This is a genomic window from Listeria grandensis (genome assembly GCF_014322885.1).
Classification (GTDB): domain Bacteria; phylum Bacillota; class Bacilli; order Lactobacillales; family Listeriaceae; genus Listeria_A; species Listeria_A grandensis.
The window spans coordinates 57,995-69,588 of record NZ_JAASUG010000012.1 but is presented as its reverse complement, the minus strand read 5'-3'; the positions used below and the strand labels follow the sequence as shown (position 1 = coordinate 69,588).

Annotated in this window: 13 protein-coding genes; 7 read left to right on the top strand and 6 right to left on the bottom strand. The window is 42.1% G+C overall.

The genetic code is table 11. From position 1 onward, the window contains the following. Positions 1-109: 109 nt before the first annotated feature. The 4 genes from HCJ54_RS13765 to HCJ54_RS13750 form a co-directional block, all read right to left on the bottom strand. A complete protein-coding gene (locus HCJ54_RS13765) occupies positions 110-298 on the bottom strand; it encodes a hypothetical protein (protein WP_187138055.1) in 189 nt (62 codons plus the stop codon). A gap of 11 nt (positions 299-309) precedes the next feature. Next, complete coding sequence (locus tag HCJ54_RS13760) at positions 310-852, bottom strand: DUF3267 domain-containing protein (RefSeq protein ID WP_187138054.1); 543 nt, start codon at positions 850-852, stop codon at positions 310-312. A gap of 238 nt (positions 853-1,090) precedes the next feature. Further along, positions 1,091-1,462, bottom strand: a complete 372-nt coding sequence (locus HCJ54_RS13755) for a YtxH domain-containing protein (protein ID WP_185410064.1) — start codon at positions 1,460-1,462, stop codon at positions 1,091-1,093. Positions 1,463-1,475: 13 nt separating this feature from the next. Then, a complete protein-coding gene (locus tag HCJ54_RS13750; protein ID WP_036066914.1) occupies positions 1,476-1,895 on the bottom strand; it encodes an HIT family protein in 420 nt (139 codons plus the stop codon). 163 nt (positions 1,896-2,058) lie between these two features. Here HCJ54_RS13750 and HCJ54_RS13745 point away from each other — a divergent pair, with 163 nt between their 5' ends. Then, positions 2,059-2,808 (top strand): ABC transporter ATP-binding protein, encoded by a 750-nt coding sequence (locus tag HCJ54_RS13745; protein WP_187138053.1) that lies wholly within the window; start codon positions 2,059-2,061, stop codon positions 2,806-2,808. Beyond that, positions 2,798-4,015, top strand: coding sequence for an ABC transporter permease (locus HCJ54_RS13740; protein WP_185410066.1), 1,218 nt, complete (start codon positions 2,798-2,800; stop codon positions 4,013-4,015). Before HCJ54_RS13745 ends, HCJ54_RS13740 begins: the two co-directional genes overlap by 11 nt. Positions 4,016-4,069: 54 nt before the next feature. On the opposite strand, the gene HCJ54_RS13735 is transcribed toward HCJ54_RS13740, so the two are convergent. After that, complete coding sequence (locus tag HCJ54_RS13735) at positions 4,070-4,573, bottom strand: antibiotic biosynthesis monooxygenase family protein (RefSeq protein WP_036066919.1); 504 nt, start codon at positions 4,571-4,573, stop codon at positions 4,070-4,072. Between the two features lie 213 nt (positions 4,574-4,786). Here HCJ54_RS13735 and hemE point away from each other — a divergent pair, with 213 nt between their 5' ends. The 5 genes from hemE to HCJ54_RS13710 all read left to right on the top strand — a co-directional run bounded on the left by hemE (position 4,787) and on the right by HCJ54_RS13710 (position 9,658). Then, positions 4,787-5,845 (top strand): uroporphyrinogen decarboxylase, encoded by a 1,059-nt coding sequence (gene hemE / locus HCJ54_RS13730; protein WP_187138052.1) that lies wholly within the window; start codon positions 4,787-4,789, stop codon positions 5,843-5,845. Then, a complete protein-coding gene (hemH, locus tag HCJ54_RS13725) occupies positions 5,842-6,762 on the top strand; it encodes a ferrochelatase (RefSeq protein ID WP_187138051.1) in 921 nt (306 codons plus the stop codon). Before hemE ends, hemH begins: the two co-directional genes overlap by 4 nt. 37 nt (positions 6,763-6,799) lie before the next feature. Further along, positions 6,800-8,200: a protoporphyrinogen oxidase gene (gene hemY / locus HCJ54_RS13720; protein ID WP_187138050.1), complete on the top strand. Its 1,401-nt coding sequence runs from the start codon at positions 6,800-6,802 to the stop codon at positions 8,198-8,200. A gap of 188 nt (positions 8,201-8,388) precedes the next feature. Then, the gene (locus HCJ54_RS13715; RefSeq protein WP_051998574.1) at positions 8,389-8,736 is read left to right on the top strand and encodes a hypothetical protein; all 348 of its coding nucleotides are present in this window, start codon (positions 8,389-8,391) and stop codon (positions 8,734-8,736) included. 151 nt (positions 8,737-8,887) lie between these two features. Then, positions 8,888-9,658: a Cof-type HAD-IIB family hydrolase gene (locus HCJ54_RS13710; RefSeq protein WP_187138069.1), complete on the top strand. Its 771-nt coding sequence runs from the start codon at positions 8,888-8,890 to the stop codon at positions 9,656-9,658. 257 nt (positions 9,659-9,915) lie between these two features. On the opposite strand, the gene HCJ54_RS13705 is transcribed toward HCJ54_RS13710, so the two are convergent. Continuing rightward, entirely contained in the window at positions 9,916-11,586 is a 1,671-nt protein-coding gene (locus HCJ54_RS13705; protein ID WP_187138049.1) for an alpha,alpha-phosphotrehalase, read from the bottom strand. Positions 11,587-11,594: the final 8 nt, after the last annotated feature.

Sequence of the window (11,594 nt, the reverse complement as noted above, 5' to 3'; positions counted from 1 at the left end):
CTGCTTAACTACATACTTATCATACCACAAAATAGGTGATAATAAAGTAAAATGTCAAAAATCTAATCTATTTCTAATTTTGTATGTTCTAGGTCGCATACACTATTGCTCAAGATAGCACAATTCCTTCAAGCGTTGCTGAGAAGAGCAATAGCAGTACAGCGATATTCACGATACGATAAAATAATTGACATTGTTTCGGATTGAACTCTTGTTTTGTTGCATACCGCTCAACTAGCAAATTAAAAGAAAGCAAAGCGACTACTCCAAAAACGGTGTACAAGACGTAAAGTAACACTGTATTCCTCCTTACTCTTCTGAAACAAGCACCGAAAAGCCACGATCAGCATCTTCTACAAAAGTATGTTTTGGTGTTCCGAGAATTTTTCTAGTATGCATGAAATCTGGATAGCACATACCTACATGCACCGCAATCAAAATAAGAAAGAGCGGGGAATGAAGTACGGGTGTTGTAAACATAACAACGAGCAATACCGCTGAAATCAGAAAAAATGGTAATGCCAGTGATGCGATGTAGCGCCATTTTGGGATGACGCGTCGGACTCTTACTTGTAAACAGGGCAATATATAGAAATGGCGCTTAAATCGCATTTGTACGCCATCACGATATCGCAGTAATGCAAGTAAATGCAGTCCTTTGTGGATCGGGTAGAGCATGAGCAGGGCGATAAACGTCGGTAGTTCAAAAATCATGACAAACTGCCCTGGAAAAACCAGATTTTCAATTAAAAATAAAACGCACATGACCGCGAGGGACACTAGACTGGATTTAAAAAAGACACGATTATACTCATCTTTTCGTTCCACATTGATTGTCTTTAAACAACGCATGGATAACTAATCCTCCATTACAAAGAAATATGTGACGCTCAGTCTGCTTATATTAAGAAAGATTATTTACGTAAATAGCCTCACTGATCACCTTAGTATTGTAGTCCCTGTGACGCTTTTTTTCAACCCTTTTTCAGGAATATTTATATCGCTGTGAATAATATGTGACAAATGTAGCTTTTTTTACAATTAAAAAAAGTGCAAACGGACTGCGAGAGAACAGTTTGCACCTTTTATATTAATTGTTTTCTTTTTTGTCTTTTTTTAGCGTTTTTTCTAAATCTGAAATCGTTTTTTGCATATCTTTGATTTCATCTTTGAGGCGAGCTTTTTCAGGCTCCATTTCCTCGTTCCAGTTAGCAACAGATTCTTTGATGTCCGTTGACAAATCTTTTAGTAAGGTTGTGCCTTCTGTACCTAGAACTTGAACAGATTGTAGTAGGTCTGTCGCGTTGTAGGCAAGTTCTTTCAGAATGACGCTTGCTTCACCAGATTTTGAAGCGATGTCGTGGCGCAGTTCGCGTCCAGATTTAGGTGCTAAAATAATGGCTGTTGCAGCGCTTGTTATACCACCGATAAGTATACCGAGTAATACGGATTTTGTATTCATATTAATCACTCCTTTAGACTTCTTTGGCAATTTTGTCGGCGAGTTCTTGGAAGGCCTCTTTCGAATACCAGTTGGCATTGTCCGCCCATTTCAAGCCGAAATCATCTTTATTTGTATAGCGCGGGATCAGGTGAATATGGTAATGAAAAACGCTCTGTGAGGCGATTTCTTCATTGTTATTCAAAATATTAAGTCCCTTTAACGGCAAGGCTTTTTTCAGACCCGCAGCAATCTTTGGAACACGTCTAAAAATTTCGGCGGCCACGTCTTCTGGTAAGTCAAAAATATTGCGCGCATGTTGCTTCGGAACTACGAGCGTATGACCCTCTGTTACCTGTCCCAAATCTAAGAAAGCATATACGTGGTCGTCTTCGTAAACCTTAGCAGAAGGAATCTCACCGTTTACTATTTTGCAGAAAATACAATCATCCATTGATAGATACACCTCCGAAAAAATTAACTCTCGTTGTATCTAATGTACCATAAAAGTATGCAAAACGCATGTCTGAAACGAAGTAAAAATAGTGAATGTATGGCAAAAATGGTCTCAACTGTGCTATTATTAGTTCAATAAGTTGGATAATAGGAGTGATAACATGGCTTTAGTAGAGGTTCATAACTTAACTGGTGGCTACACGAAACGCCCGGTTTTAAAAGATATTTCTTTTGAAATTGAGGAGCGTCAAATCGTCGGTCTTATCGGTTTAAACGGCGCTGGTAAAAGTACAACGATCAAACATATTACCGGTCTGATGCAACAGAAAAAAGGCACGATCACGATCAATGGTCATACATTAACGGAAAATACGGAAGAGTATCGAAAGCAGTTCGCCTATATTCCAGAAACGCCCGTATTATATGAAGAGTTAACGCTAAAAGAACATTTGGAACTGACCGCGATGGCTTACGGGCTAACAGAAGAGGAATTGAAGACGCGTATGACACCGCTGTTAAAAGAATTCCGCTTGGAGAAAAAGTTAAACTGGTTCCCTGCGCATTTTTCGAAAGGGATGAAGCAAAAGGTCATGATTATGTCGGCTTTTTTGATTGAACCGAACTTGTACATCATTGATGAACCTTTTGTTGGGCTCGATCCGCTGGGCATTCAGTCTTTATTGCAGTGGATTGAGGAGATGAAAGAGACAGGCGCGAGTATATTGATGTCGACGCATATTTTGGCAACGGCGGAGAAATATTGTGATAGCTTCATTATTTTGCATGACGGAATTATTCGCGCACAAGGGACACTTGCCGATTTGCAAGCCGATTTTGAAATGCCTGGAGCATCGCTTGATGAGATTTACGTACAATTAACAAGGGAAGAAGAGCAGGCCGATGAAGTTTGATGCGGTAGATTTATTTAAGAAGCGTTTTGGCAGTTATATGGAGGAAGTTAGCAGGTATATGCGCTACATGCTGAATGACCACCTGCTGTTTGTGCTGATTATCGGTGTTGGAGCTTTCGTTTACTCGTATTCCGGATGGGTGAAGACGTTGACGCCAGCTTTTCCAGCAGTGGCTTTGATGGTGATTTTACTCACGGCGGCGATTGCGGTGACGACGATTAATACGTTGCTTAAACGGCCGGATGCGGTTTATTTAATCGTCCAAGAAAAAGCAATGGATCAGTATTTCAAAAAGGCAAATGCGACTAGTTTTTGGATGCAGATTTATATCTTTATTTTGGTTTTAGCTGCGTGTATGCCGATGTATGCTGCGGTGACAGGGTTCAGTTTTTCACGATTTTTCCCATTGTTGATTGTAATGCTTCTGATCAAACTGTGGAATGTATATTTCCAGTGGGAGACGATGAAGCTTGAAAATACGGATACGACGTGGCTATTTGTTCGAATTATCGTGAGTGCTGCACTGATTTATTTGGTGTTGGCATTCAACTTAATCTGGTCGATTCCGGTGGTGCTTGTGGTATTACTTGCAAGCTATCTATGGATGAAACGCAAAACGGTGGGGCTGACGATTAAGTGGGAATATTTGATCGATAAAGAGGAGGCGCGGATGAATCGCTTTTATCGTTTGGCGAACCTATTTACCGATGTCCCTCATCTAAAAGGAACCGTGCGCCGTCGTGCCTACTTGGATTTCTTGTATCGCCCGATTCCATATGCGAAAGAAAAAACATTTGCCTATTTGTGGAGCCGTACGTTTGTGCGGACGAATGAGTTTATGGGTCTGTATGCACGCTTAACGGTGATTGCGTTCTTGTTACTCGTTTTCGTTCAAGGATTTTATCTCAATATCATCTTTTCATTGCTGTTTATTTATTTGACCGGATTCCAGTTCATCCCGATGTTACGGCATTTTGATGGGCAAGTGATGTTGAAACTGTACCCGATTGATGATCATTTCAGACGGCGTTCGTTCATCCATTTCTTGCGGATTCTGCTTGTGGCGCAAGCATTGCTGTTTGGTATCGTAGGCATTGCACAGAATGGATCGATTGGTGGGGTGATTATACTAGCGGTGAATTTGGCCTTTGTGGCGGTCTTCACGTTTATGTATGTGCCGTATCGTGTTAAAAAGATATATCAGTAAACAAGAAAAATACGTTGTTGACATCTTGCTTCAACAACGTATTTTTTAACGGCTTTATTTCTCATCATGAAAGTATTCAGGGAAGTGGAACACATCCACATGTGAAAAACCGCTTTGTGAACTATTGCTGCGAATAAGATCCATGATTTTATTGTGTGCTGCGCCAGTTTTCCAGTGTTGGTAGTCGTCGCCGCTGTTCCAAAATGTGATGATCAAATATTTGTTCTCTGTTTTGGATTGTAGTAGTTGCATGCATTGTAAACCACGTGCTTCGTGCAATGTTAAAGCAATAGATTGGTATAATTTCTGGAAAATAGGAATTTCTTCTGAGCGTAAGTATAAATACTCAAATGTTACGGTCCCATGGCCTTTAATTTCGCCAAAGCTTTGGTTGATGCGGTAAGCTGTTCCTTCTTTGAAAACGGTTGGCTCAGCTGTTTCTTCGAGCAAAATGGAGTCGCCGAAATTTTGTAGTAGTGTGATGTCACGGGTCGGATTGTCGGAAAGAATTTGACGAAGATAATGTTCGGTTCCGCTAGTGATATACGCATATTTCATAATAATAGCCTTCTTTCTAAAATGGTATGTAGTGCAAGGATAATAGATTCCATAAGTAGATACTACAACTATTTTCCTCTTTCTGCAAAAATAAAACGTTATGGAGCTACTTATCTGGTTTTTAAGTCTGTTTTTTGGTATGCTGTAGATTGTAATAATTATAAAGTGTGCACGTTTTCTATGTGCTTTAATGAACAATGAAGGGGTTTTGTTATGAAGAAGTTGGAGAATGACTTATTTTTACGTGCCGCTAGAAAAGAAGCTGTGGACAGAATCCCGGTTTGGTATATGCGGCAAGCAGGGCGCTCACAGCCAGAGTATCGCAAACTAAAGGAAAAGTACTCATTATTTGAAATCACGCATCAGCCGGAGCTATGTGCTTATGTGACGCGTCTTCCTGTGGAACAATACGGTGTTGATGCGGCGATTCTGTATAAAGATATTATGACGCCGCTGCCTGGAATGGGTGTGGATGTGGAGATTAAGAGTGGAATTGGGCCGGTGATTGCCAACCCGATACGCACGGCAAAAGATGTGGAACAGTTGTCGCTATTTCAAGCAGATCAACATGTACCGTATGTGCTAGATACCATTCGATTATTGACAGAAGAGCAACTGAGTGTACCGTTGATTGGCTTTGCTGGTGCACCGTTCACGCTTGCGAGTTATATGATAGAAGGTGGCCCTTCTAAGAGTTATCACCAAACGAAAGCTTTTATGTATACGCATGAGGCTGAATGGCATTTGTTGATGCAAAAACTAGCGGTGATGACGGCGGATTATTTGTTAGCGCAAATTAAGGCTGGAGCTAGTGCTGTGCAAATTTTTGATTCATGGGTTGGGGCGCTTAGTGCGGCGGATTACCGTACATATATTAAACCGGCGATCGTGCAAATTGTAGGGGCTGTTAAAAAACACAGTCCTGCTACACCAGTCATTATGCAAGCGGTTGGCGCGACGCATTTGTTGCCGGAGTGGCAAGATCTCGGTGTCGACGTTGTTGGTGTAGATTGGCGGATGTCGATTATGGAGGCAAGAACAAGAGCTGGCGGCATGGCATTACAAGGAAATTTGGATCCGTCGCTACTTTTGGCACGTGATAAATGCTTAGCGCAAGCGGAACTTATTTTAGAAGAGGGGACGCAAGAACCGGGCTTTATTTTCAATTTAGGACATGGCGTTTTTCCAGAAGTATCACCTGAGATGTTGAAGGAATTGACGACATTTGTACATGAAAGAAGTGCAATTTTACTAAGGGGTGGAGACAAGTGAGTAAAAAGGTTGGATTGTTGGTAATGGCATACGGTACGCCGTATAAAGATGAGGATATTGAGCGTTATTATACGGATATTCGGCACGGTCGCACGCCGAGTCAGGAATTGATTGATGATCTTCGTTCGCGCTATCATGCGATTGGAGGGCTTTCACCGCTTGCTAAAATTACACAGGCGCAAAGCTACGGGGTGGCGGAGACGCTAAATAGCATGCAATCGGATATTGAATTTAAAACGTATATTGGATTGAAGCATATCGAGCCATTTATTGAGGACGCGGTGCAGGAAATGAAAAATGATGGTATCGAGGAAGCAATCTCCATTATTTTGGCGCCACATTATTCGAGCTTTAGCGTGAAAGAATATAATGGCCGTGCTTTGAAGAAGACGGAAGAGATTGGTGGTCCATCGATTAAGACGATTGATAGCTGGTATGACGAGCCGAAATTTATCGACATGTGGGCAAAACGGATTAATGAGGTGGCAATTCCAAAAGAGGAACTAGATCAGGCGGTGCTTGTGGTTTCAGCGCATAGTTTACCAGAGAAAATCAAGGAACATGGCGACCCATATCCGGAGCAGTTGGCGGAAACGGCGGAACTTATTTTTGATCGAGTTGATGTGCCGCACTATGCTTTAGGATGGCAGAGTGAAGGAAAGACTGGAACGCCTTGGCTTGGGCCGGATGTTCAAGATTTGACGCGTGCTTTATTTGAGGAGCACGGCTACAAACACTTTATTTATACACCGGTTGGCTTTGTGGCAGAGCATTTGGAAGTGCTTTATGATAATGATTACGAATGTAAAGTCGTGACGGATGAGATCGGAGCGGTCTATCATCGCCCGCCGATGCCAAACGATGATAAGGAATTTTTAGACGTACTAGCCACAGTTGTTTGGAAAAATTGGGAGTAAATATATAGAAATTTAAATAAAAAGGTGAGTGTTTCCTGTGGTTAAAAAGAAGATCGTTGTCATTGGCGGAGGCATTACAGGACTATCAAGCACATTTTACTTAAAAAGGGAGCTTGAGAAGCAAGGCTTGGATTACGAACTGGTTTTACTTGAAGCAGGCACAAAAGTTGGGGGAAAGATCGAGACGGTGAAGCGTGATGGTTACATTATTGAGCGCGGACCGGATTCGTTTTTAAGACGAAAATCAGAAATGCAAGATTTGGTGATGGATCTTGGTATGAAAGATCAGCTAGTGGAGGACGCGACGGGAGAGAATTACGTGCTCGCAAAGCAAGGGTTGCATGCGATTCCTAAGAGCTCCATTATGGGGATTCCGGCACGATACCGTCCGTTTTTTAAGAGTGGCTTACTCTCGGCAAGTGGAAAGTTACGCGTGCTCGGAGACTTATTTTTGGGAAAGCAACAAGTGGAAGAGGAGGATATGTCGCTCGGTGCGTTTTTGCGAGCGCGTGTTGGTGATGAAATGGTCGATCATATTTTAGAACCGTTGATGTCAGGCATCTATGCGGGTGATTTGGATGAGATGAGTGCGGAGGCAACGGGTGAGCGATTTTTGGAGATTGAAAGGCGTCATGGTAGTCTGATTAAAGGAATTCGCGCGATGTATGACGAGACGACGGCTAAGCAAAGTTCGGAGTCTACCTTTTTGACCATGCGCTATGGTTTGATGACGATCGTCGAGGCGTTGGAACGAGAGCTGTCTGCTAAAATTATTAAAAAAGGCAAGCGTGTACAGAAAATTTCGAAGCAGGCGCATGGTTATGAGCTGACCGTATCGAATCAAGAGAAGATTCAGGCAGACAGTATTTTCATCGCTTTGCCGTATCATGAAATCATTCCGTTGTTTGGAGAAGACGCGATTTTTGAGGAAATTGGTGAGATTCCATCTGCAAGTGTAGCGACAGTCGCGATGATTTTCCCAAAAAATGCGATTGAACGAGATATTAAGGGAAGCGGCTTTGTTGTGTCACGGAATGAGGATTTTTCAATGACGGCGTGTTCTTGGATTCATAAGAAATGGCCACATACTGTTCCAGAGGATAAAATATTACTGCGCGCCTATCTTGGACGTAGAAAAGAGGAATCGATTGTAGAGCTTGCCGATAAGGCGATTGAAGAAACGGTTTTGAGCGATTTGAACCGGATTATGAAGATCAATCAGGCACCGGAGTTCACGATGATCACCCGTTGGCGAAATAGTATACCACAATATACGGTTGGACATGTGCAGCGAAAAGAAGCGATTTACGCAAAGTTTCAAGCCGAATATCCAGGAATTTTTGCCGGTGGTGCGTCGTTTGAGGGTGTAGAACTTTCGGAATGTGTGAGGCAGGGTAAAAATAGCGTGCAGTGGATTTTGGATTATCTGAAGGGTTAAGCAAGCGGGAGCATCTCCATTTTCTGTTGCCTAAGTTTTCATTGCCGCTCCAAACTTTTTCGGAGCTAAGCGGGCTGTTTCCCACTTTTCAAATTTATTACCATAATACTACCCAGTTTTAATCTTATTCTCATTTTCCTCGGGCATAATAACATTATAGACAGACCCACTACGGGAGGAAAAAAATAATGAATAAATTAGAAAAGAAACGAATTGCAGAGAATATTAATTTATATATAAGGTTAAACGGCTTTACGAAACGCTCTTTTGCGAAAGCTACTAATTTTTCTCAAGGCACGGCGGAAGCGATTTTGAATGGCAAGGTTATAAGTAATGCGAAATTCAATAAATACATAGTGAAGATAACTGAAAAGCTAGGTTTGGATACTCATTATTTTAAACAGGATAAGGAAACGCTCTTATCTATGCCGATTCATTATCAAGAGGAAGAAGAAAAAATTCATATCGGTGATGAAAAATACAATACAATTAGTGCAATGCTAAAAATTGGCGATGTCTATTATACTAATTTGTAATAAAAAACGATGCTTGTCCAGAAAAATGGATAGGGATCGTTTTTTTATTTGAAAATGAGATACAATCTGCAACGGAGTTTTTTCTCATACGCGACGAGCAAACTTATGTTATGGTGGAAGCATGCATTGTTTGAAGAAGGGATTTGATTTTTTGAAACCAGCTGCGATTTGTTTTTTTGATTTGGATGGAACTTTATTAATGAGTGATTCGGAAGTGGCGCAGAGTTCTGTGATGGCTCTTGAGGCGTTGAGGGCAAAGAATATCATGCCAATTATCGCCACGGGGAGAACGCTTTGCGAGATTGAGCATGTGTTAGCTTCAACAGGAATGACTTCTGTGATTGCGATGAATGGTCAGTATGTTATGTACGATGGACAAGCAGTTTATACGAATCCGATTGATGTCGAGGAGATTAGAACACTACACCAAGGGGCAAAATCGCAAGGAGTGGAAATGGCTTTCTATACGGAGGCAAAAATTCGTGGAACAGCCCAAAATGAAGTGATGGAGAAGCATTATCGGTATTTGGGTGAGGCACCACCAGAAGTAGACGTAGCGCTTTACTTGAAGGAACCAGTCTATATGTTATTATTACTTTTAGAAAAAGGGGATGATTATTTCCCGAATCGCTTTCCATATTTTCAGTTTGTCAGGAATACGCCGTTTAGTAATGATGTGGTGCCAACAGGTGGTTCGAAGGCTCGCGGGATTGCAAAATTGCTTGAAGTGATGGATTTTGGGGATGTTCCAACCTATGCGTTTGGAGATGGCATGAATGATTTGGAGATGTTTGAGGTTGTAGATCACGCGATTGCGATGGAGAATGCAGTGCCAGCTCTAAAGGAAAAGGCGGAGTTTATTACTACAGATAATAATAGTGATGGTATCGAAAAGGGGTTGCAACTGTGCGGCTTACTTTAAATAAAGGCATGAAAAAAGCCAGATGATAAAATCATCTGGCTTTTATAGCGCCCTTAAACTGCCTTCCACAAAGCATTGATGTTTAAGGGGTTGGCAGTGATATTTCACACTGCTTGTAGGCTCATCGCATGAAGTAATCTTACCACGCGCTAGGACGAATGTAAAGCTTTATTTTTGTTGTGGTATTGTGCAGTGAAGGGAATTAGAGCTTCTCCGTGTCGATACTAGCATTTGCTCAGAAGCTATGAGGTTTGGCTCTACTTTATGTGTAGCATCAGTGCTTCGTAAGGTTGCAATACAATCTTATTTGTCACCGCCTCATGTGGATAATTTGATTCTAAAATTTGGCAGTTTTTATCTTGGTAACGCTCGGGGAGGGTCCAAACATGCTCCTCTGCGCTAAAATTACCAACAACGAGTAGTGTCTCTCCGTTCCAATGGCGCTCATAATCGTAAATCGTTTCACTATCTGCGTCGAGCAATGTGAAATCACCATTTGTAAAAATAGCCTGATCGCGACGCATTGCAATGAGGCGTTGATAGGTGTAAAAAATAGAATCAGGATTCGCGAGTGCTTTCTCAGCCGTCCAGGTATCTTCATGAATGGGCGCCAACCAAGGTTTTCCGTCTGTGAAGCCGTGATGAAGGTCATCGTTCCACTGCATTGGAATCCGAGCATTTTCACGCGATTTCAGGCGTAAGATCTGTAATGCATCTTCTTCGGAAATCCCTTCTGTTAGCATCTGCTTGTAGGCATTGCGAGATTCCGCGTCGTCGTACTGCGAAATATTAGTAAAATTCGCATCGGTCATCGCGATTTCTTCGCCTTGATACACGTAAGTCGTGCCTTGTAAGCCAAACAAGATAATGGCTAGTAGTTTCGCGCTCTGTTCACGGTAAACCTGATCATCTGCAAAACGAGCCAGCGCCCGCGGCTGATCATGATTGGTCCAAAACAACGCGTTCCAACCGCCACCATCTGCCATTTTTAGTTGCCATTCCGCCATCACGCGTTTCAAGTCGGTCAAACGATATTGGGCGCTCGCCCATTTTTTCCCGTCTGGGTAATCCACTTTCATATGATGGAAATTAAATACCATGGAAAGCTCTTGCCGATCAGGGTTTGTATATTTAATACATTGCTCCGGCGTAGTTGACGACATTTCACCAACTGTCACCAGGTCATACTTATCAAAAATACGACGGTTCATTTGATGCAAATATTCATGTACATGCGGTCCATCTACATAAAATTTACGCCCGTCATCTTGTGCTGTTGCCAGCGAATCATTCGGGAAATCAGGGTTTTTGGAGATATTATTGATAACATCCAAACGGAATCCGTCGATGCCTTTTTCACCCCACCAAGCCATCATGCTATAGATTTCTTCTTGCAATTTTGGATTCTCCCAATTTAAATCGGGCATGCTGACCTCATAAAGATGCAGGTAATATTGACCGGATGCTTCGTCAAGTTCCCAAGCGGATCCGCTGAACTTAGAAAGCCAATTATTTGGAGGCCCGCCATCTGCCGCAGGGTCTTTCCAAATATAATAATCGCGATACGGATTATCTTTGCCTTTTAACGCTTCTTGAAACCAATGGTGCTGATAGGACGTGTGATTGACGACCATATCCATCATGATTTTCAAACCACGATCATGTGCTTCCTTCAAAAGTTCGTTAAAATCAGCCATTGTTCCGTATTGTGGATCGATCGCGAAGTAGTCTGCAATATCATAGCCGTTGTCGCGCTGTGGGGATACATACATTGGCGTAAGCCACAGCAGGTCAATGCCGAGTTTTGCTAAGTAATCTAGTTTTTCAATAATGCCGCGAATGTCGCCGATACCGTCTCCATTTGTATCGTTAAAACTGCGCGGGTAAATCTGGTATACTGTTCCTTTTTGCCACCATTCGTTATTCATCCTAAAAA

Bases quoted from the DNA above. Each gene is read 5' to 3' on its own strand.
- HCJ54_RS13760 (WP_187138054.1), bottom strand. From the start codon at position 852: ATGCGTTGTTTAAAGACAATCAATGTGGAACGAAAAGATGAGTATAAT.
- HCJ54_RS13755 (WP_185410064.1), bottom strand. From the start codon at position 1,462: ATGAATACAAAATCCGTATTACTCGGTATACTTATCGGTGGTATAACA.
- HCJ54_RS13750 (WP_036066914.1), bottom strand. From the start codon at position 1,895: ATGGATGATTGTATTTTCTGCAAAATAGTAAACGGTGAGATTCCTTCT.
- HCJ54_RS13745 (WP_187138053.1), top strand. From the start codon at position 2,059: ATGGCTTTAGTAGAGGTTCATAACTTAACTGGTGGCTACACGAAACGC.
- HCJ54_RS13740 (WP_185410066.1), top strand. From the start codon at position 2,798: ATGAAGTTTGATGCGGTAGATTTATTTAAGAAGCGTTTTGGCAGTTAT.
- HCJ54_RS13735 (WP_036066919.1), bottom strand. From the start codon at position 4,573: ATGAAATATGCGTATATCACTAGCGGAACCGAACATTATCTTCGTCAA.
- hemE (WP_187138052.1), top strand. From the start codon at position 4,787: ATGAAGAAGTTGGAGAATGACTTATTTTTACGTGCCGCTAGAAAAGAA.
- HCJ54_RS13715 (WP_051998574.1), top strand. From the start codon at position 8,389: ATGAATAAATTAGAAAAGAAACGAATTGCAGAGAATATTAATTTATAT.
- HCJ54_RS13705 (WP_187138049.1), bottom strand. From the start codon at position 11,586: ATGAATAACGAATGGTGGCAAAAAGGAACAGTATACCAGATTTACCCG.